This is a genomic window from Pseudoalteromonas rhizosphaerae, assembly GCF_902498845.1.
Classification (GTDB): Bacteria; Pseudomonadota; Gammaproteobacteria; order Enterobacterales; family Alteromonadaceae; genus Pseudoalteromonas; species Pseudoalteromonas rhizosphaerae.
The window spans coordinates 225228-246564 of the sequence record NZ_CABVLM010000004.1 but is presented as its reverse complement, the minus strand read 5'-3'; the positions used below and the strand labels follow the sequence as shown (position 1 = coordinate 246564).

Here is a 21337-nt window from a genome sequence, read left to right as displayed (position 1 = left end):
GCTTATCCTTTATTTTCAATAGTAAGCGCGTCTGCGACAAGCGCTTGTTGTTCTTTAGTATGCACTGACATATAACCACACGCTGGAGAAGCAGAGGCTTTACGACCTGCATATTTAAGCTTCGCACCTTGTGGGATTGCATCTACAAAGTGGTGTTGTGAACAATACCAAGCACCTTGGTTTTGCGGCTCTTCTTGACACCAAACAAAGTCTTTCACATGTTGATAACGCGCCATAATGGCTTCCATTTCATCATGTGGGAATGGGTATAACTGTTCAACACGCACAATAGCAACATTCTCTTGCTCAAGCTTACGACGCTCTTGTAATAGCTCGTAGTAAACTTTACCACTACAAAATACTACGCGTTCTACTTTCTTAGCATCAATATCATCGATTTCATCGATCATATTATGGAATACACCTTCTGCAAGCTCTTCAAGCGACGACGTTGCAAGTGGATGACGTAACAATGATTTAGGTGTCATAACAATCAGTGGGCGACGCAGTGGTCTTACTGATTGACGACGTAACATTGCATATACTTGTGCCGGTGTTGAAGGCACACATACTTGCATGTTGTGATCAGCACATAGCTGTAAGAAACGCTCTAAACGTGCTGAACTGTGTTCAGGACCTTGCCCTTCATAACCATGTGGCAATAAAATGGTCAGTCCACATAAGCGGCCCCATTTTTGCTCACCTGAACTTAAGAATTGGTCAAATACAACTTGTGCGCCGTTAGCAAAATCACCAAACTGTGCTTCCCACAGTACTAGTGATGTTGGCTCTGCTGTCGCATAACCATATTCAAACGCCACAACCGCTTCTTCTGAAAGCACTGAGTCAAATACTTGGAAAGTACCTTGATCTTCACTTAAGTGCTGTAAAGGTGTGTAAGTGGCCCCATCAGTTTGACTATGTACAACTGCATGGCGGTGGAAGAAAGTACCACGACCTGAATCTTGGCCTGTTAAACGAATATCAGTGCCTTCAGTTGCGATTGTTGCATAAGCAAGTGTTTCTGCCATACCCCAATCAAGTGGTTTCTCACCGTTAGCCATTAATTTGCGATCATCGTAAATCTTTTTAACGCGAGACTGGGCTTTATATTGCTCAGGGTAACTTGCTATTTTGTTACCCAGTTCTTTTAATTTTTCAACTGGAACGCTGGCATCGTAATCAACACTCCATTCATGGCCTACATACTTAGCCCAATCAGATGAGTGTGATGTTTCTGGTTGAATTTCCTCAACAACACAATTGCCTTCGTCTAAACCATTACGGTAGTCATCAGCCAGTGCTTTAATTTCATCTTCAGTAAACGAGCCTTCAGCCATTAACTGATCTGCGTAGATCAAACGTGGCACTGGGTGTTTTTTGATTTTTTGGTACATGATCGGTTGAGTCGCATTCGGCTCATCCGCTTCATTATGGCCGTGACGACGATAACAAACTAAATCAATAACCACATCACGTTTAAATTGATTTCTGAAATCAAGTGCGATTTGCGTAACAAATGCAACCGCTTCAGGGTCATCTGAATTAACGTGGAAAATAGGCGATTGCACCATTTTTGCGATGTCTGTACAGTAATCTGTTGAACGTACATCGTATTGTTTGCTTGTAGTAAAACCAACTTGGTTGTTCACTACAATGCGAATACTACCACCACAACTAAACGCATTTGTTTGCGATAAGTTAAAGGTTTCTTGAACAACACCTTGGCCTGCAACTGCAGAATCACCATGAATGGTGATAGGTAGTGCTTTAATACCTGAACTGTCACCCAAACGGTCTAAACGTGCACGAACCGAGCCCATAACTACTGGGTTTACGATTTCAAGATGCGATGGGTTAAAGGCAAGAGCCATATGAACTTTGCCACCTTTAGTAGCAAAATCTGAAGAGTAACCCATGTGGTATTTAACGTCACCTGAGCTTAATGTTTCTTTATGCTTGCCAGCAAACTCATCAAATAGTTCTGATGGGTTTTTACCAAGTACATTGACAAGAACATTTAAGCGACCACGGTGAGCCATACCAATAACCGCTTCTTGTTGGCCACTTTCGCCAGCACGGTGAATAAGCTCTTTAAGCATTGGTACTAATGCATCACCACCTTCAAGTGAGAAACGTTTAGCACCGGGGAACTTAGCCCCTAAATATTTTTCAAGACCATCCGCTGCGGTTAATCCTTTAAGGATACGCAACTTTTCATCTTTACTGAATGTTGGACGTGATTGCACTGACTCTAAACGTTGCTGTAACCAACGCTTTTCTTCAGTTGATGTGATGTGCATATACTCAGCGCCAACAGAACCACAGTATGTGGTCATTAGAGCTTGATATAACTCACCTAAAGGCATGGTATCGCGGCCTACGGCAAACGATCCCACGTTAAATTCACGGTCAAAATCAGCTTTAGATAATTCATGATATTCAAGCTCTAAGTCTCGAACACGTTCACGTTGCCAAATGCCCAATGGATCTAAGTTGGCATTTTGGTGACCACGGAAACGGAAAGCATTTATAAGCTGGAGAACTTTGACTTGTTTAGGGTCACTGCTTCCACCTTCTGCTACCACTACTTCTCTATGCTTGTTTTTCGCAAGCGCCGCAAACTGTGCACGAACTTCTGAATGCTTAACTTCAACATCCACACCATCAACTTTTGGTAATTGTTCGAACACTTCTCGCCATTCTTCTGGCACAGAAGTCGCATTGTCTAAATACGCTTCATAAAGCTCTTCTATATAAGCAACGTTGCCGCCGTTTAAATGTGAAGATTCTAGCCATGCCTTCATCACACCTTCGTGCATTTATAAGCCCTTTTCTTTAGCGCAGAAATTAATTGTAATAACAAGATGGCCAATTCACATTAGCCATCTTACATTTATCAAGATTATTAAACCGAACGGCTTATTAACATTGATTTGATTTGTCCGATTGCCTTAGTTGGATTAAGACCCTTAGGACAAACGCTAACACAGTTCATGATACTGTGACAACGGAACACGCTGAATGCATCGTCTAAATCAGCTAAACGCTCTTCAGTTGCCGTATCGCGGCTATCAGCCAAGAAACGGTAAGCATGAAGAAGACCAGCTGGACCTATGAACTTGTCTGGATTCCACCAAAACGAAGGACACGATGTTGAACAACATGCACATAGAATACACTCATACAAGCCATCTAACTTATCACGTTCTTCGATTGATTGAAGACGTTCACCCGCCGCTGGCGTGTCATTAATTAAGTATGGTTTAACTTTTTCGTATTGAGTGTAGAACTGACTCATGTCAATAACAAGGTCACGTACCACAGGTAAACCTGGTAATGGACGTATTACAATTTTACCTTTGCCATTTTTTTGTAGCGTAGATAAAGGAGTAATACATGCTAAACCATTTTTACCATTCATGTTAACACCGTCAGAACCACATACACCTTCACGGCATGAGCGACGGAATGATAATGTTGGATCTTGCTCTTTTAATAATAAAAGTGCATCCAAAACCATCATGTCGTGGCCTTCTTCCGTTTGCAAAGTATATTCTTGCATACGTGGGGCGTTATCAACATCTGGATTATAACGATAAACAGAAAACTGTACTTGTGCCATCGTCTCGCTCCTAGTAGGTACGTGCTTTAGGTGGAAATGCTTCGCGCAGTTTAGGCGCATAGTTAACATCACGTTTGCTCATTTCATCCGTTATCGGATTGAAAACAGAGTGACATAGCCAGTTTTCGTCATCACGATCTGGGAAGTCAAAGCGAGAGTGTGCACCACGGCTTTCTGTACGGAAGTTTGCAGCGACTGCAGTTGAGTACGCTGTTTCCATCATGTTATCTAGCTCTAGACATTCGATACGTGCAGTGTTGAAGTCTGATGATTTATCATCAAGACGCGCATGCTGCAGACGTTCACGAATTTCTTTAAGTTCTTTAAGACCTGCTGCCATTGACTCACCTTCACGGAATACCGAGAAGTTAAGTTGCATACATTGCTGTAGATCTTTCTTGATTTGGACTGGATCTTCGCCTTGACCAATTGTTGAGTTTTCCCAACGATTAAAGCGAGCAAGTGACGCTTCTAAATCTGACTCAGAGGCATCTTTAGATACTTCAACATCATTTAGGTATGTACCCAAGAAGTTACCAGCCGCACGACCAAATACCACTAAATCAAGCAATGAGTTACCACCTAAGCGGTTTGCACCGTGTACAGATACACAGGCAATCTCACCAACTGCAAATAAGCCTTCAACTACTTTCTCATTGCCTTGGGCATCGATTTGTAGTGCTTGACCATTTACATTGGTTGGCACACCACCCATCATATAATGACAAGTAGGAATTACTGGAATTGGCTCTTTAGCAGGGTCAACGTGAGCAAATGTTTTAGCAAGATCACATACACCTGGAAGACGTAGGTTAAGCGTTTCTTCACCTAAGTGATCAAGCTTAAGCTTAATGTGTGGACCCCAAGGACCATCACAACCACGACCTTCACGGATTTCTGTCATCATTGAACGAGCAACAACATCGCGTGACGCTAAATCTTTTGCATTCGGTGCATAACGTTCCATGAAACGCTCGCCATCCTTATTTAAAAGATAACCACCTTCACCACGACAACCTTCTGTTACTAGCGTACCCGCACCAGCAATACCGGTTGGGTGAAATTGCCACATTTCCATGTCTTGCATAGAAATGCCGGCACGAGTTGCCATACCAACACCGTCACCAGTATTGATGTGTGCATTAGTCGTTGATGCGAAGATACGACCTGCGCCACCCGTTGCTAATACAACAGCTTTAGATTTAAAGTAAACAACTTCGCCAGTTTCGATATCGATTGCAGTACAACCAACAACATTACCATCATCGTTTTTAACTAAATCTAATGCATACCATTCAGAGAATACATTGGTTTTGTTTTTAACGTTTTGCTGGTAAAGAAGGTGTAATAACGCATGACCAGTACGGTCAGCCGCAGCCGCAGTACGTGCAGCTTGCTCACCACCAAAATTCTTCGATTGACCACCGAAAGGACGTTGGTAAACACGGCCATTTTCAAAACGAGAAAATGGTAGACCCATGTTTTCTAATTCAGTAATTGCTTCTGGGCCTGTTTTACACATATATTCGATAGCGTCTTGGTCACCGATGAAATCGGAACCTTTAACAGTATCGTACATGTGCCATTCCCAGTTATCTTCATGTGAGTTACCCAAAGCAACCGTAATACCACCTTGTGCAGACACAGTGTGAGAACGGGTTGGGAATACTTTAGAGATAAGCGCACAGGTTTTACCTGATTCAGTGATAGCAAGTGCTGCGCGCATACCCGCACCACCTGCGCCAATCACAACGGCATCAAATTCACGAACAGAATATTTCACTTAAACACCCCATAAAACGATTAGACCAATAGCTACGTATGCAACGGCCATAAGGTTTAATACAAACCCTAAAACAGCACGTAATGTTGCATTTTTTACGTAATCAGTCAGTACTTGCCAAAGGCCAATACGGGTATGAACCATAATGCAAACCAGGGTAATTAACGTAAACCCTTTCATTGCGAGGTTTGAAAACAGGCCTTGCCATGCTTCAAAAGTGACTTCTGGTGTACATAAGAAATAGCCGATAATAAAAATCGCGTACGCGGTAATTACTAGTGCCGTGGTACGTAATGAAACATAATCTTGTACGCCATCACGCTTTAGAGTTGCTTGATTTAAAACCATATCCACACCCCTGCTAGAACAGAAGCCACAACGCCAAGTGCCATAGCAATTTTAGCGCTGAGGTTACCTGATTCAAGTTCTTCCCAATGTCCCATATCCATAATGATATGACGAATACCGCCGATAAGGTGATATGCCAATACAGAAATGGTGCCCCAAGCTATAAATTTGGCAATGAATCCGCTAAACAGACCCTTGACGAATTCAAAACCTTCAGCAGAAGAAAGAGACTCAGACCAAGCCCAAATGACAAACGTTAAAGCAAAAAATAACGCAACACCGGTGACGCGGTGAAAAATTGATGCTTTAGCCGTTGCCGGCATTGATATAGTTGTTAGATCTAGATTTACAGGTCTTTGCTTTTTCACAGTTACTTGCCCATCTTGCCCACTAGGAGCTCATCTACTTGTTTTTCTTAACCCACCAAAAAACGATTTTTCTGATGGAACTATCTAAGTAAAGCGTTTTGTTACGACTAAAATTCACATTTTTGCAAAGATTAGCTGTAAAAATAACGTTTACCTACAGACAATACGGTATAAAACCTTCGATAGTATATATAGCCAGAGGTCTTTTTACAATTCTTGTTTAGTTATAGCTATTTGCGAATTAGCCAATGGTATAATATTTAATCCCGTGAGAATATTTATTATACATTTGTGCATAATGTTTATAAAAATTGACTTTAACCCCCTCTTTCACGTTAAAATGAAAAGAATGTGCTTAAACAGATTCAGAACATAACAATCAGAGTTGTTATCTTAATAGGAGATAAATAGATGGCGGATAAGAAAGCCACAGTCCATATTGATGGTCTAGATCCAATCGAACTTCCAATTTACCAAGGTACTGCTGGTCAGGATGTAATCGATGTACGTACGTTAGGTGCTCATGGTCATTTCACATATGATCCAGGTTTCATGTCGACTGGTTCTTGCGAATCTTCAATTACATATATCGACGGTGGCAAAGGGATATTACTTCACCGTGGTTACCCAATTGAACAACTAGCCGAAGACTCAGATTATGTTGAGTTGTGTTATTTACTGCTAAATGGTGAGTTACCAACTAAAGAGCAATATGCTGATTTTGCATCACAAATTACACATAGCACGATGCTTGATGAGAAAATTGCAAACTTCTTCCAAGGTTTCCGTTTTGATGCCCATCCAATGGCTATGCTATGTGGTGTAGTTGGTGCATTATCATCTTTTTATCATGAAGATCTTGATATTACTGATGCAACACAACGTAAAACAAGTGCAGTAAAATTAATTGCTAAGCTACCAACTATCGCAGCGATGGCTTACAAATATAACGTAGGTCAACCATTCGTTTATCCACGTAATGATTTAAGCTATGCAGAAAACTTCTTACATATGATGTTCTCTGTACCAGCTGAAGAATATAAAGTTAATCCAGTGACTGCTAAAGCAATGGATAAAATCTTTATGCTTCACGCTGATCACGAGCAAAATGCATCAACGTCTACAGTACGCTTAGCTGGCTCTTCTGGTGCTAACCCATATGCATGTATTGCAGCGGGTATCGCATCACTATGGGGCCCTGCACATGGCGGTGCTAACGAAGCATGTTTAAACATGTTAGAAGAAATTGGCTCTGTTGATCGCATCGACGAATACGTTGCTAAAGCAAAAGATAAGTCAGACCCATTCCGTCTTATGGGCTTTGGACACCGTGTTTACAAAAACTTCGATCCGCGTGCAACTGTAATGCGTCAAACCTGTCACGAAGTACTTGCTGAGCTTAATATTCAAGATCCATTGCTGGATATTGCAATGAAACTTGAGCAAATTGCCTTAGAAGACCCATACTTTGTTGAGAAGAAACTTTACCCTAACGTAGACTTCTACTCAGGTATTATCTTAAAGGCAATTGGTATCCCAACAAGCATGTTCACTGTGATCTTCGCAATGGCACGTACTGTTGGTTGGATCACACACTGGGACGAGATGTTATCGCAACCTGGTCATAAGATCAGCCGTCCACGTCAGCTATATACTGGTCACACACACCGTGATTACGTAGCGACAGACAAGCGTTAATTTTAGTTAATGCTAAAAAGGGCCGCATTTGCGGCCTTTTTTGTATCTAGTCCTTGAGAAATATCACAAAGCCATTACAATTCCGATTCAGTTTTTAATTCGGCTTTGCTGTGCTTGGTGTTGAAAAGTTATGTTTAATATAGAAAAAATTCGCGCAGACTTTCCTGCCCTAAAACAACTCATCAACGGGCAACCGCTGGTCTATCTTGATTCGGCTGCAACCACACAAAAACCACTGTCAGTTATCAGCGCGACTGAGCAATTTTACGCACGCAATAATGCTAACGTTCATCGTGGCCGCCATACCTTAAGCGAACAAGCAACCCACGCCTATGAACAAGCAAGACAGACCGTTGCCAATTATTTTAATATCAATGCAAATGAATTAGTTTGGACCAAAGGAGCTACTGAGGCAATAAACTTAGTGGCGAATGGCTTAACTGAGCAGCTTGATAATGATTCAACCATCATCATTTCAGCCTTAGAGCATCACGCTAATATTGTGCCATGGCAACAGTTAGCAAAGCGCACGGGAGCAAAGCTACTGGCACTTCCGTTACAAAAAAATGGCTGCTTTGATGTTCAAGCATGTGTTGAATTCATCAGTCAGCATAAGCCATCTGTACTTGCTATCACTCACGCGTCTAATGCGCTTGGTAATATCACAGATCTTGACCCAATATTACATGCCGCAAAACGCCATGACGCAATTACCTTAGTGGATGGCGCGCAGGCTGCGCTACATTTACAGCCAAATTTACCTCAACTCGGTTGTGATTTTTATGTTTTTTCGGCTCATAAAATGCTCGGGCCCACAGGATTAGGAGGATTATATGGTCGCTATAATCGGTTAAATAGTTTAGCTGTGTATCAAACTGGTGGCGAAATGATTGAAACTGTTACATTAGCAAAAACAATATTTCGGCAGGCACCAGCAAAGTTTGAAGCGGGTACACCAAACATTGCTGCAGTGATCGCTTTTGCGGCTGCAATTGATTACCTAACCAGTTTAAATAAGACTAATGTATATACTCATGAACAAATAATTTTTAATTATGCGGCAGAAAAACTGCAAGCCATCGCAGGAATTACCGTTTATAGCAACCTTGAGAACAATATTGGCACCCTTTGTTTCAATTATAAAGACGAACACCCTTTCGATATAGCAACACTTTTAGATGGTTATGGTATAGCAGTTCGCAGCGGTCATCATTGTGCGCAGCCATTAATGCAACATTTAGGTATTAATGGCAGTGTTCGAGCCAGCTTTGCATTTTATAATAACCATAGCGATGTTGATTTATTTATCGCTGCTTTGCAAAATTGCTTAGAGTTATTAGACTAATTATGGATAAGACATGATTAAAACGTTTAAAGAAATTGCTTTATCGCTTGAGAGCTCGCCATCATGGCAACAAAAATACCGTGAAATAATGCTACTAGGTAAACAATTACCAGCTATGCCGGCTGTTTTAAAAACCAGTGATGCCCTTGTGCCTGGCTGTGAGAGTAAAGTTTGGCTGTATTTGGATTTTGATCTTGAAGAAAATTGCCTAGTTATTATTGGTGACTCAGATACCCGCATAGTAAAAGGATTATTAGCAATTATTCTGTCGCTTTATAATGGCTTAACCCCTGAACAAGCTATTAACACTGACGCATTTGCACAGTTTAATCATCTAGGGCTTATCCAGCACCTTAGTCCTTCCAGAGGCAACGGTATTAAAGCCATGGTTGAGCGTATTCAAACCATGGCAGAACAGAAAAACTAACTTTTCACGGTACGTGCGCAGCGATCTAAATATTTACGTATTGATTTTGCTGCGACAAAAAAACCAAAACTTCCGGTTACCATAGTCGCTGAACCAAAACCGTTGTTACAATCCATATTCATCGAGCCATCAGCCCCCTGTTTAGCATGACAAACGCTGCCATCAGTACTTGGATATACCAATTGCTCAGTTGAATAAACACAATCGATGTTGAATTTTCGCTTTGGATTGCTACTAAAGTTGTACTGCTTGCGCAAAATATATCGGACTTTTGCCAGTAATGGATCATGGGTGGTCTTTGCTATATCACCAAAAGTGATTTGACTCGGATCAGTTTGACCGCCAGCACCACCGGTGGTGATCACCGGTATTTTGTTACGTTTACAATGCGCTATTAATGCCGCTTTTTCTTTTACTGCATCAATGCAATCTATGACATAGTCAAAACCACTTATATGCTCACGAATATTATCTAAAGTAATAAAATCATCGACAACACTGACCTCACACAGTGGATTGATCAATTCACAGCGGGCCTTCATTGCGACAACCTTTGCTTCCCCTACTGTGCCTGTTAAGGCATGAATTTGCCGATTTACATTAGTTGCACAAATATCATCAAGATCAATTAAGGTTATTTTACCAACTCCAGTACGTGCTAGAGCCTCTGCCGCCCACGAGCCCACGCCACCAATACCAATAACACAAAAGTGGGCTTGTTGTAGCCATTCAAATTCAGTGTTGCCATATAATCTTTTGATACCACCAAAACGGATATCGGTTACTTTTTCACTCATTTACCAATCCAGTTGCCATGGTGTCAGCCAAGGCTGAAAATTTTCATGTTCAATTAATGTTGTAAACTCATCATCGTAATGCGGTAACAAACTAAACTGCTGTAGTTTACCTTGCCACACAAAACTTAGTGCAAAAGCATGTAAATAGGTGCGCTCAGCAGCAGTACCACCGTATATTACATCACCTAAAATAGGCGCAGAAAGGCTTTTTAGCGCGACCCGTAATTGGTGCGTTTTACCCGAGTAAGGCTTTAAGATAAATGCCCTTCTATTGGCTTTAAAATTAATAGAATAAAAGCGAGTTATGGCTGGGTTTTCTTTACTTGTTAGTAGCTTATAGGTACTACGGCGTGATTTAGCCATATCCCCTTTGATCCAACCTTGCTTTTTCTTCGGTTTGCAATCACTTATCGCCAAATAAAACTTATTAACTTGATGAGCAGTAAATAAAACTGTCAGCTTTGCAGCCGCTTCACTACTGCGTGCTAAAATTATTAGCCCCGATGTCACTTTATCAAGGCGGTGCACAGCATATAACTTTTCTGCGAGTTGTTGCTCAGCGAGTACTACAAAACCTGGGCCTTCTTCACTATGGAAATTAAGCCCGGCAGGTTTTTCTATAATATAAAAATCAAGGTGCTTTGCTATAACCTTGAGTAATGTAAACGTGTTCACCACTTAATGACTTTGCAGTATAGCGACTACACGCGCTAAATCATCAGGCGTATCAACCCCTGCTTGCGGTGTTATTTTTGCCTGTTCTATTTTTATTTTATAGCCATGATATAAAACACGTAATTGCTCAAGAGATTCAAGTTGCTCTAATGGGGATGGCGTCAGTGAGATGTATTGTTTAATAAAACCAGCGCGGTATGCATAAATACCCACATGACGTTGAAAATCTTGTATGTCTAACCCGTTATTTTCACCTGTGTACATATGACTTCGATCATAGGGAATGCTGGCACGAGAAAAGTACAGTGCGTTTTTATTTACATCGCTGACGACTTTAACTGCGTTGGGATTAAAGATCTCATCGACACTATCAATGGCAGCACTCAAGGTCGCCATTGGCGCACTTGAATTAGCAAGTAAAGCAGCAACTTGCGAGACATTTTCAGCGGCTAATAAAGGCTCATCACCTTGTACATTCACTACAATAATATCGTTATTGAGAGATAATAAATCAACAACTTCTGCTAGCCGTTCAGTGCCTGACTGATGATCATCTCGAGTCATTAATACATCATTAGTAAAACCTTTGACAACATCAAAAACCTGTTGGTGATCGGTGGCTATCACGACCTTACTTGCCCCTGACGCCATCGCCTTTTCATAAACATGTTGGATCATCGGTTTGCCACAAATATCAGCAAGTGGTTTACCTGGTAGACGACTCGATGCAAAGCGTGCAGGAATAACGACTACGAATTCCACTTTTCAATCTCTTCTAAGCTCAATTCACGCGCTTCATTTTCTAGTAATACAGGAATATCATCTCGAATAGGGTAAGCAAGTTTTGCAGCTGTGCTGATCAATTCACTGTTTTCTTTGTCTAAACGTAATTTGCCTTTACACACTGGGCAAGCAATTATTTCAAGTAATTTTGTATCAAAGGCCATCTAGGATCCCTTTTTCTCTCAGTAATAAGTTAAGTTTAGAAACCACCGCAGGGGATGGCTCTGCGTCAACGGGTAAAAAATACCACGTTGGTTTTGCAAATGAATGACATTTTACCGCATCTTTCTCCGTCATAAACACTATTTCATCATTAAATTTTATGAAATCTTGTGCTGTATAACCATAATGATCTCGAAAATGATGGCAACTTAGCAATGTAATGCCTTGTTGACGTAAGCTATTTTCAAAACGTTGTGGATTACCAATGGCGCTCACTGCGTGACCGGTCAAAAGCGGGACTTTAGTGGCTATATTAGTGGCAACATTTACTAAATCAGCACTTTTTAGCTGATAATTAAACGTGGCATTCCCCCCATTTTCAATAACTAAGTCAACTGATTTTAAACGTTTTTGTGTTTCTCTCAGTGGCCCCGCAGGCATTAACAAGCCATTGCCAAAACGCCGTTCACTATCAACAATACAGCACTCTATTGTTCTGGCCATTTTATAATGTTGCATACCATCATCGGAAATAATCACATCAAGCTGATAATGCGCAATTAATTGTTTTATATTCGCTTGTCGATCTGGGCCTACAACTACAGGGCAGTCAAGCCTGCGTTGAATAAGTACCGGCTCATCACCTGCCTGAGTCGTGTCGGTATGCTCAGTCACAGTAAGTGGATAGCTATCACTATTACCGCCATAGCCTCGACTAATAATGCCAACTCTTAAGCCACGCTGCTGTAAGTAATTCGCAAGCCAGATCACAAAGGGGGTTTTCCCATTACCACCAACGCTAATATTACCTACCACGATAACTGGCACAGGGCTTTGGTATGCCTTCAATAAACCTAGCTTATACGCTAATTTACGCAGATCACTTATAAACCAAAATAATACAGTCAGTGGTAAAAGTAATATGGTAATAAAGCTTATTTCTCGATACCAACTTTGTTCTATTTTACTCACCCGTGATCACCAAATTGCATCTTGCAAAGCGCTGCATACGTGCCATCATTAGCCAGTAAGCTAGTGTGATCACCACTTTCTATCACTTGACCATTATCAATAACATAGATGCGGTCGCTTTGTTCGATTGTTGATAATCGGTGGGCAATCACAATAGAGGTTTTATTTTTCATTAATGCTTCTAAAGCTTGCTGGATCAGTTTTTCAGACTCAGTATCCAATGCAGAGGTTGCTTCATCTAAAATCAAGATTGGTGCATCTTTTAATATCGCCCGCGCAATTGCAATTCGTTGGCGCTGCCCGCCTGATAACATTACACCATTCTCACCGACCATGGTATTTAGACCATCGGGTAAATCTTTAACAAATTCCCACACATGTGCTTGTTTTGCTACATTCAATACCTCGTCATCGCTAAGTGAACGTGCAATGCCATAACTGATGTTATTAGCAATAGTGTCATTAAATAACACCACTTGCTGGGATACTAAAGCAAATTGGCGACGTAAATCAGTTAACTTATAATCCGCCAATGGCACACCATCGAGTAAAATCTCACTGGGCGGTTGTAAGTCATAATAACGCGGTAATAAGTTTGAAATGGTTGATTTACCAGAACCAGAACGCCCAACTAACGCAATACTCTCGCCTGCTTTTATAGTGAGCGATAAGTTTTTTAATACAGCTTCTGCTTTCGTTGGGTAATTGAAGGTGACATTTTTAACTTCAATCATACCTTTTACTTTATCTACACTAACTGTACCGACGTCTTTTTCGGCCTCTTCATCAAGCACTAAAAAAATACTTTGCGCTGCAGATATGCCACGCTGTAAATCACTATTTACATTAGCTAATTGCTTTAAAGGGCGTAATAACATCATCATCGATGAAATAAGCACCACAAAATCCCCAGAGCTCACTGTATCAATCATTGATGGCATAGAAACCACCCAGAGAATAACGGCCATTGCACTGGCAGCCAAAATTTGAATCACAGATACACTAAGCGCTTTAGTGGCATCCATTTTGATACGCTGCTGGCGGTTATGGTTATTAATTTTTGCAAACTGGGTTATTTCTTGCGCTTGACCGCCAAAGCCATGAATAACTTTGTGACCACTGAGCATTTGCTCTGAGCTACGGGTAACTTGTCCCATTGCTGATTGAATATTTTTAGAGATATGGCGAAAACGTTTTGATACAACAGAGACAATAACGGCCACCAAGGGAATTATAACCAAAAAGATTAACGACAGCTTCCAACTGGTATAAAACATCACAGCTAGCAAAAACACCACAAACGCGCCTTCTCTGACCACAATGAGCATCGCTTTGGTGATCGCTTGCTGTACTTGCTCTGTATCGAACGTTATTTTTGAAATCAAATCACCCGTTGAATTTTGATCATGAAATGCAACAGGTAAATGTAAAATATGCTCAAATAATTGCTGACGTAACGAACGAACAACTTGTGAACCCACATAACTTAAACAATAAGACGAGATATAATTAAAAACGCCTCGGCCAAATACTAACGCGATGACAACAAATGGCGCGTATTTTAATACTTCAGCGTTGCGTTGATTTAAGCCCTGATCTATAAATGGCTTCATTAGCTGGATAAATAAAGCATCCATCGCTGAGTAGCCAATCATGCCAATTACAGCAAAAATGGCAACGCTTTTATAATCCCCCACATACGTCAATAAACGCTTATAAATTTGTGATGTAGTTTGGTCCATAATACTCTCTTATTCATAATCTGTGGCTATTGTAGCCTCCAGTTGCACAAAACTAAACTCAATCTTTTAGAAACCAATAACTTTCATCTTCACGAGCTAGGTTTACTGTGTAGTGATGTTGATAAAATTCAATTTTAACCTGCCCTTTTTCTGCTGTTGTATATTGTAAAGCATGCTGTGTAGCATAACGTGCTACAACTTCTGTACGTGGAAATTGCCACTGTCCTTTATATGCCGTTGAATGAATAACAATCTCAGGAGCAACCGCAGCAATAAATGCATCACTCGATGAGGTATTACTGCCATGGTGAGGACTCAGTAATACCGTACTTTTAAGCACCCCTTGCTGCAGGATTAGTTGCGCTTCTCTTGTTGCTGAAATATCACCTGGAAGCAAAACACTGAACCTGCCATCGCTAATACGCACGACACAAGAGTTATCATTATCAGTTATTAAATGCTGTGCTGGCTCGCTCACGGTAATGGTTAAGTTATAAAAACTATATTCGCCCGCTCTGCAAACTTGCTCTGGCCCATTTGGTTGTAGCAATTTAAAAGTATGCTGATAACCATGCTCTAACCAATGGATAAGCCCTCCAGCATGGTCTTTATCCATGTGGCTGATGAGCGCAACTTCCGCCTCAATGCCGTTTCTTTTTAAATAAGGTATTAAGGTGCTGTTGACCCGCGTAAATGTATTAAAATAAATTGGGCCAAGATCATAGATAAAACCTTTACCTTGATTACTGACTAACACCATGGTGCCATGACCGACATCGAATACATTTAGCTGCCAGCGCGGTTTGGTCAGTAAATAATGATCGAGTACAACCAGTAATAATGGTATGCATGCCAATAAACGCCAGGGCAAAAAACACACAATCATTGCTGTAATGTAGCTACTAACAAGCCATTGCTGGCTAAAATTTGTGGTATCAAACCAACGAAAATCAACCGGGATCAACAATAAGAGTTGATAAATATGTTGTAATAATGAATCAAACACGCTAATCAACCCGCTAATATCAAAAAATACACTCATTGCAGAAAACATTACTAAGCAAGGCATGATAATAAAACCAAGTAATGGGATAGCCACTAAATTAACAACTAGGCCAATTACACTGACCCCATTAAAATAATAAAGTGATAACGGTAGTAAACCAATAAACAATGCAATCTGTAGAATAATAAGTGTTTTTATGATGGCTAAAAAGCCGGAGCTGGTTACGGTTATAACACTAAAGACCCAAAAGATAATTGCCACCGCAGTGAATGAAAAATAAAGCCCCGGATTAAGTAAACTAAATGGATCAATAAGTAATACACATACCAATGCAAACAAGATAAATCGCCAGCGTAGTGCCTGCTTAGCAAAGTAATAAATAACTAAATAACACCCTAGCATGATCAGCGCACGCGTTGCAGAGACGATAAAACCACTTAAGTACACATAACTAAAAGCAAGCACAAATCCACCTAAACTATAAATAAGTGACAAATTGATCTGCTGTGTGGTTGGTTTAACCAAAAAAATAAAAAGGCTTGTTAAATAGCGAGTTATAAAAAAACCGATACTAAACATCAAGCCAATGTGTAATCCCGAAATGGCTAATAAATGGCTAATACCAAATTGCTGCAATTCTTGCTTTTGTGAAAAACTCATAGCACTGCGGTCGCCAGTCATTAGCGGATAAAACAGCCAATTAAGTGAGTTATGCTGGTAGGTATGTTTGATAAAATTACGATATTTTTCAACTAGATAAAATTCATGGTTGTTAGATATTTCGATAATACTACCAACTTGCTTGCCTTTAAAAAATAGTCGCTCACTAAATGCGTAACGCTCTTTATCAAACACATCATAATTTTTTTGGCTGCGATATTTTTCTAATTCAAGCCACGTTGTAACGTGATCACCTACTTTGAGTCTCTGGTCGTTTTTTAATGTGAGCAATGCAAAAGGAGGCTTAATATTTGATAGAGGCTGATTATCTATCTCATTGAGCTGAACTTTTAAATAATAGTTATCACGCTGAGAAATAACTTCAACAATCGTAATATTACTTAGATGTGGTTTATTTTCATCCAAAGCCAAGCTGGAAATTGCATAAAAGCTGGAAAAATGTCCCCATACACACAAAATTCCACAAATAAAACCTAACAATACACTGTAAAACGGCTTAAAATAGGCACTCGCAATTAACAGAGATAACGCGAAAACTGTAAATACAAGGGTCTGATAATAATAAACGGTTATAATACAACCAACGACAAACCCAACGCTTAACCAAACAGATGTAAATGGTTGCTTTAAATGGCTAAAAAAACGATCCAACGGTTTTTACCCGATCACAATAAAGTTAAACATCATAAATATTTAAAAATTTTTGGTCGTTTACTCCACGATGCTAATCTATGGCATTTAAATCGTCGCTCAGCTCGTGGGGCATTTTCAGTCGGTTTATTCTTCGCTTTCATCCCTGTTCCTTTTCAGATGGTGCTTGCTGCTGCGTTGGCTATTCCATTACGAGTAAATTTACCTATTTCTGTCGCCGTAGTATGGATCACCAACCCGCTAACCATGCCGCCTATTTTTTATTGTTCGTATTTAATTGGCACGTTAGTGTTAGGGCAGCCGGAGCAACATTTTGCATTTGAACCAAGTTGGCAGTGGTTTATGGAAAGCTTAACCACCATTGGTCCTGCTTTTTTAGTTGGCTCGCTTATTTCTGCCTGTGTTGCCTCAATAATAGGCTATTTCGGTGTTGATTTACTATGGCGACGCTCAGTGCGTAAAGCATGGTTAAATCGTCATAAAAAATAACTGTTTCAATTTAAAGTATAGACAAAAAAAACCCTGCTTAGCAAAGCAGGGTTTTTTATTTTAATACTAAGTGACCGTTAATACTGGATCACCTAGCAATAATTTCAATACTTAACGTAATATACGACGCAGACCAACTAACGGTAGTAACAATAACGTATACCAAGGGAAACTAGACGATTGACGTTCATAAGTTTCCGTTTCAGGAGCTGAGCAACTATCAATACTGCCGTTAATAGGAGATAACTTCACTGGCACTACAATACTTTCGTATTCTATTTCACCATTGATATCTCGTACAACACCGCCTAATGAATCAGTTTTCTCGACCGTTTTAGTAGCAACACCAAAAATTTCGTTTTTATTGTTAATTACTTTAGCTCCTGAAACGACATAACCATAACGTGTTTCACCATCTGCTTCGTAGCAAGGCAGTAGATCATTTATATTTGTAATCGCATCTTCACCAATCTTGTACAGGAAACCTTCGCGGCGACGCGCACCAACATTAAATAGGTCAGTTTCACCTTCACCAACAATATAACCATTGTCATTAATATCATTGGCAACTGAGCTGGAGCTATTAAAGAAATCCGTTGGGAATACAGTACTATTACTGGCAACATCATGATAAAAGAATTTTTGACGATCTGAGCCATCAATTCTCTTTATTCCATAACCAACAATCGTATTATTATTATTAATTGCTACTGCCTTACCACCTGTCCAATCATCTTCTTGATTGAGCATTTCAACAACGTTTCCGTCTTTGTAATAAACAGGCAACGATCTAATTGTTGACGATCTGTTATTATCACGAATGTCAGAGTAACCGGCAACAATACCATTACTATTAACAGCAAGTGCATTACTTATAAATGCAAACCCATCATCATCTTCTGGTGTAAGACCCAAACCAAGCGGTTCAGTTTTAGTAATGTTTAAATTTGTATCAAGTGTCCACTTAACTGCACGGGTATCGAACAATCGTGATGATGTGCTTCTATACAAATTCTCAATACAAACACTGACAGGTTCATCTTCACCATCACAATTATCATCAATATTTTCTTGTCTATCAACTGGGATCCCTGTTGATACTTGCCCAACGACAATATAACCGGTGTTTGTTTTAACGATATCGTTGGCTGAACTTAAGCCACCAAATTCAGCATACTCAGGCACTAACGGCACATTTAAACCCGATGGCGATACAACAACTCCCCGAGAGATAAAATCACGCACGAATCGTGTTTCTTCTTCACTTTCACCCTCAGGAAGAAAGCTAGTTTTCTCATAAGGTGCACTGCCCCAACCCACAGTAACACCGTCTTCAGCCACTGCATTATAGTTATTGCTAACTGATCGTGTAAGGCCATCATAATCGACTGATGCAACATCAAACAGTACTTGCTCTTGAGCTTCACCATTCAAAACATGGTAACCAACAATATTTGCCAGTTTTTGATATTCTGAGTTATTAGCTTGTGCTGATAAAAATGAAAGCATAAAACTGTGTGCATCTGGGTTAGTTGCCGCCGCATTATTTTTTTCAATATCATCAAGCGTAAAAGTAATTTCTTTATCAATGTTCTTAAAATACTTTTCTCGCTCACGGTAAGCACTTTCAATTACATTATCACCAAAATCGATATAACTAACATCAATAGGTAAATTGTAAATACCGTTAGCAACGCCGATTATATTGCCACTTTCGCTGACATCTTTTACGTAATTATGCTTGGCTTCGTCTAAAGAACTCAGCTCTGTCAACTGATATGTTGCACTGATTGCTGATGTACTCATCGTAGCTAGAATACTAGCCGCGAGTAATTTATATTTCATTTTAGTCCTTACTACTGATTCTTTAAATCTTCAAGTTCTTCCCAGCGCTCCAGAGCGGCTTCAAGGTCAGACTCAAGTTGTGCTAAATGGTTCAATTCTTTGGTTGTCGCACTGGCATCTTGTTTAAAGAAATCAGCGTCATTAACCACAACTTGCTGCGCTTCTAATGCTTGTTCAAGTTGTTCCAGCTTACTGGGTAATTGTTCTAATTCAAGTTTTAATTTGTAAGAGAGTTTATTACTTTTGTTATCTGCTTTAGCCACAGGAGCTGGTGCAACGACTGCTTCTTTTTTAGCAGGTGTAGTTAGCTGTTTTTTTTGTTCCTGTGCTAAATAATTAGCATAGGCTTCATAATCACTGTAACCACCGACAATATCTGTAATTACCCCATTACCTTCAAATGCCCAAACACTGGTACAGGTATTATCAATAAACTCACGGTCATGGCTTACAATTAACACAGTTCCCTGATACTGATTAATAATATCCTCTAACAGCTCAAGGGTTTCTATATCTAAATCATTGGTTGGCTCATCAAGCACAAGAATATTTGATGGTTTTAAAAATAGTTTAGCTAATAATAAGCGATTTTTTTCACCGCCAGAGAGTGCTTTAACTGGTGTACGAGCACGCGCAGGTGGGAATAAAAAGTCTTGTAAATAACCGAGTACATGACGTGAGCGTCCGCCCATCATTACTTCTTGCTTACCTTCGGCAACGTTATCTTGTACGGTGGCTTCTTCATCAAGCTTTTGGCGGTATTGATCAAAGTAAGCAAACTCTAAGTTCACCCCTTGCTTAACAATCCCTGCATCAGCTTCAATATCACCAAATAGCAGTTTTAATAAAGTCGTCTTACCAATACCATTAGGGCCAACTAAGCCAATACGATCGCCACGCATAACAAGGGTTGAGAAATCCTGAGCAATCACTTTGTCTTTATTAAATGCATGATTTAAGTGCTTAGCTTCAAATACTAATTTACCTGAACGGTCAGCTGTTTCAATGTTGAAGTCAGTTTTACCCACTTGATCAACACGCTGTTTGCGTTCATTACGTAGCTGTTTGAGCTCGCGGACACGGCCTTCATTACGCGTTCGACGTGCTTTTACACCTTGGCGGATCCACGTTTCTTCTTCTGCTAAGCGTTTATCAAATAATGCGTTTTGCGTTTCTTCTACTTTTAAATCATGGGCTTTTTGCTCTAGGTATGTCGCATAATCACCAGGGTATGAAATTAACTTACCGCGATCTAAATCAAGAATACGCGTAGCAACTGCACGAATAAAAGCACGGTCATGAGAAATAAAGACAATACCGCCTTTAAACTCTTTTAAGAATTGTTCAAGCCACATCACACTTTCCATATCTAAATGGTTAGTAGGCTCATCAAGTAATAATAAATCCGGCTCACTGACAAGTGCCCGTGCAAGGGCAACTTTGCGTAACCAGCCACCAGAAAGTGATTCAAGTTTGGCTTCTGGTGCTAATTCTAACTGTGTTAATACAAGTTGAATTCTACTATCAAAACGCCAACCATCTGCGGCTTCGAGTTGATTTGATAAACGTTCAAGTTTATTAAGTAGTTTATCTGTGCAGTCAGTTTGTAACTCAGTGCTGACGTGATGAAAGTCAATTAATAAATTTGCAATCTCAGGCATACCTTGAGCAACATAATCGAACACCGAGCCACTAGCTCCTTTTGGTGGATCTTGCTCTAGACGCGATATTTTAATACTACCTAACTGATTTATTTCACCATCATCTAAAATAACTTGGCCATCAAGGACTTTTAGTAACGTTGATTTACCCGCACCATTACGACCAACCACACACACACGCTCACCAGTTTCGATGACGGCATCAGCGTTGTCTAACAGTGGATGCGTACCATACGCGAGTTGAGCTTTAGAAATTCTAATTAAATCCATACTATCTGT

Annotated in this window: 18 protein-coding genes; 4 read left to right on the top strand and 14 right to left on the bottom strand. The window is 40.1% G+C overall.

Annotated features, from left to right (window positions below):
• Positions 1-2: 2 nt before the first annotated feature.
• The 5 genes from sucA to sdhC all read right to left on the bottom strand — a co-directional run bounded on the left by sucA (position 3) and on the right by sdhC (position 6124).
• On the bottom strand, positions 3-2822 hold the full coding sequence (sucA, locus tag PSR9079_RS08150; protein WP_145233864.1) for a 2-oxoglutarate dehydrogenase E1 component: 2820 nt from the start codon (positions 2820-2822) through the stop codon (positions 3-5).
• An 86-nt stretch (positions 2823-2908) separates the two neighbouring features.
• Entirely contained in the window at positions 2909-3625 is a 717-nt protein-coding gene (locus tag PSR9079_RS08145) for a succinate dehydrogenase iron-sulfur subunit (protein WP_016709644.1), read from the bottom strand.
• A gap of 10 nt (positions 3626-3635) precedes the next feature.
• A complete protein-coding gene (gene sdhA, locus PSR9079_RS08140) occupies positions 3636-5408 on the bottom strand; it encodes a succinate dehydrogenase flavoprotein subunit (protein ID WP_149981075.1) in 1773 nt (590 codons plus the stop codon).
• Positions 5409-5756: a succinate dehydrogenase, hydrophobic membrane anchor protein gene (sdhD, locus tag PSR9079_RS08135; protein ID WP_145233859.1), complete on the bottom strand. Its 348-nt coding sequence runs from the start codon at positions 5754-5756 to the stop codon at positions 5409-5411.
• A complete protein-coding gene (sdhC, locus tag PSR9079_RS08130) occupies positions 5747-6124 on the bottom strand; it encodes a succinate dehydrogenase, cytochrome b556 subunit (RefSeq protein ID WP_145233857.1) in 378 nt (125 codons plus the stop codon). Before sdhC ends, sdhD begins: the two co-directional genes overlap by 10 nt.
• Positions 6125-6535: 411 nt before the next feature.
• On the opposite strand from sdhC, the gene PSR9079_RS08125 reads away from it, so the two are divergent.
• From PSR9079_RS08125 to PSR9079_RS08115, 3 genes are all read left to right on the top strand, one after another.
• The gene (locus PSR9079_RS08125; protein WP_149981074.1) at positions 6536-7822 is read left to right on the top strand and encodes a citrate synthase; all 1287 of its coding nucleotides are present in this window, start codon (positions 6536-6538) and stop codon (positions 7820-7822) included.
• A gap of 130 nt (positions 7823-7952) precedes the next feature.
• Positions 7953-9167: an aminotransferase class V-fold PLP-dependent enzyme gene (locus PSR9079_RS08120; protein ID WP_149981073.1), complete on the top strand. Its 1215-nt coding sequence runs from the start codon at positions 7953-7955 to the stop codon at positions 9165-9167.
• A 13-nt stretch (positions 9168-9180) separates the two neighbouring features.
• Positions 9181-9594: a SufE family protein gene (locus PSR9079_RS08115; protein ID WP_149981072.1), complete on the top strand. Its 414-nt coding sequence runs from the start codon at positions 9181-9183 to the stop codon at positions 9592-9594.
• On the opposite strand, the gene tcdA is transcribed toward PSR9079_RS08115, so the two are convergent.
• Genes tcdA through PSR9079_RS08080 form a run of 7 tightly spaced genes read right to left on the bottom strand, consistent with a single transcriptional unit; the run spans position 9591 to position 16817 of the window.
• Positions 9591-10391 (bottom strand): tRNA cyclic N6-threonylcarbamoyladenosine(37) synthase TcdA, encoded by an 801-nt coding sequence (tcdA, locus tag PSR9079_RS08110; protein WP_149981071.1) that lies wholly within the window; start codon positions 10389-10391, stop codon positions 9591-9593. The two genes, PSR9079_RS08115 and tcdA, sit on opposite strands and share 4 nt — an antisense overlap.
• Complete coding sequence (locus PSR9079_RS08105; protein ID WP_246175511.1) at positions 10392-11066, bottom strand: TIGR01621 family pseudouridine synthase; 675 nt, start codon at positions 11064-11066, stop codon at positions 10392-10394.
• A gap of 3 nt (positions 11067-11069) precedes the next feature.
• Entirely contained in the window at positions 11070-11828 is a 759-nt protein-coding gene (gene kdsB / locus PSR9079_RS08100; protein ID WP_149981069.1) for a 3-deoxy-manno-octulosonate cytidylyltransferase, read from the bottom strand.
• On the bottom strand, positions 11816-12013 hold the full coding sequence (locus PSR9079_RS08095; RefSeq protein ID WP_145233843.1) for a Trm112 family protein: 198 nt from the start codon (positions 12011-12013) through the stop codon (positions 11816-11818). The genes kdsB and PSR9079_RS08095 overlap by 13 nt, the downstream gene beginning before the upstream one ends.
• On the bottom strand, positions 12003-12983 hold the full coding sequence (gene lpxK / locus PSR9079_RS08090) for a tetraacyldisaccharide 4'-kinase (protein WP_149981068.1): 981 nt from the start codon (positions 12981-12983) through the stop codon (positions 12003-12005). The genes PSR9079_RS08095 and lpxK overlap by 11 nt, the downstream gene beginning before the upstream one ends.
• Positions 12980-14725, bottom strand: a complete 1746-nt coding sequence (gene msbA, locus PSR9079_RS08085) for a lipid A export permease/ATP-binding protein MsbA (RefSeq protein WP_149981067.1) — start codon at positions 14723-14725, stop codon at positions 12980-12982. Before msbA ends, lpxK begins: the two co-directional genes overlap by 4 nt.
• Positions 14726-14783: 58 nt before the next feature.
• Positions 14784-16817: a DNA internalization-related competence protein ComEC/Rec2 gene (locus tag PSR9079_RS08080; protein ID WP_246175510.1), complete on the bottom strand. Its 2034-nt coding sequence runs from the start codon at positions 16815-16817 to the stop codon at positions 14784-14786.
• A gap of 225 nt (positions 16818-17042) precedes the next feature.
• Here PSR9079_RS08080 and PSR9079_RS08075 point away from each other — a divergent pair, with 225 nt between their 5' ends.
• Entirely contained in the window at positions 17043-17552 is a 510-nt protein-coding gene (locus PSR9079_RS08075; RefSeq protein WP_149981065.1) for a DUF2062 domain-containing protein, read from the top strand.
• A gap of 111 nt (positions 17553-17663) precedes the next feature.
• On the opposite strand, the gene PSR9079_RS08070 is transcribed toward PSR9079_RS08075, so the two are convergent.
• Positions 17664-19397 (bottom strand): DUF3466 family protein, encoded by a 1734-nt coding sequence (locus PSR9079_RS08070; protein WP_149981064.1) that lies wholly within the window; start codon positions 19395-19397, stop codon positions 17664-17666.
• 11 nt (positions 19398-19408) lie between these two features.
• A complete protein-coding gene (gene uup, locus PSR9079_RS08065) occupies positions 19409-21328 on the bottom strand; it encodes an ATP-binding cassette ATPase Uup (RefSeq protein WP_149981063.1) in 1920 nt (639 codons plus the stop codon).
• Positions 21329-21337: the final 9 nt, after the last annotated feature.

Bases quoted from the DNA above. Each gene is read 5' to 3' on its own strand.
- sucA (WP_145233864.1), bottom strand. From the start codon at position 2,822: ATGCACGAAGGTGTGATGAAGGCATGGCTAGAATCTTCACATTTAAAC.
- PSR9079_RS08145 (WP_016709644.1), bottom strand. From the start codon at position 3,625: ATGGCACAAGTACAGTTTTCTGTTTATCGTTATAATCCAGATGTTGAT.
- sdhD (WP_145233859.1), bottom strand. From the start codon at position 5,756: ATGGTTTTAAATCAAGCAACTCTAAAGCGTGATGGCGTACAAGATTAT.
- PSR9079_RS08125 (WP_149981074.1), top strand. From the start codon at position 6,536: ATGGCGGATAAGAAAGCCACAGTCCATATTGATGGTCTAGATCCAATC.
- PSR9079_RS08120 (WP_149981073.1), top strand. From the start codon at position 7,953: ATGTTTAATATAGAAAAAATTCGCGCAGACTTTCCTGCCCTAAAACAA.
- PSR9079_RS08115 (WP_149981072.1), top strand. From the start codon at position 9,181: ATGATTAAAACGTTTAAAGAAATTGCTTTATCGCTTGAGAGCTCGCCA.
- tcdA (WP_149981071.1), bottom strand. From the start codon at position 10,391: ATGAGTGAAAAAGTAACCGATATCCGTTTTGGTGGTATCAAAAGATTA.
- PSR9079_RS08095 (WP_145233843.1), bottom strand. From the start codon at position 12,013: ATGGCCTTTGATACAAAATTACTTGAAATAATTGCTTGCCCAGTGTGT.
- msbA (WP_149981067.1), bottom strand. From the start codon at position 14,725: ATGGACCAAACTACATCACAAATTTATAAGCGTTTATTGACGTATGTG.
- PSR9079_RS08075 (WP_149981065.1), top strand. From the start codon at position 17,043: ATGGCTAAAAAAACGATCCAACGGTTTTTACCCGATCACAATAAAGTT.
- PSR9079_RS08070 (WP_149981064.1), bottom strand. From the start codon at position 19,397: ATGAAATATAAATTACTCGCGGCTAGTATTCTAGCTACGATGAGTACA.
- uup (WP_149981063.1), bottom strand. From the start codon at position 21,328: ATGGATTTAATTAGAATTTCTAAAGCTCAACTCGCGTATGGTACGCAT.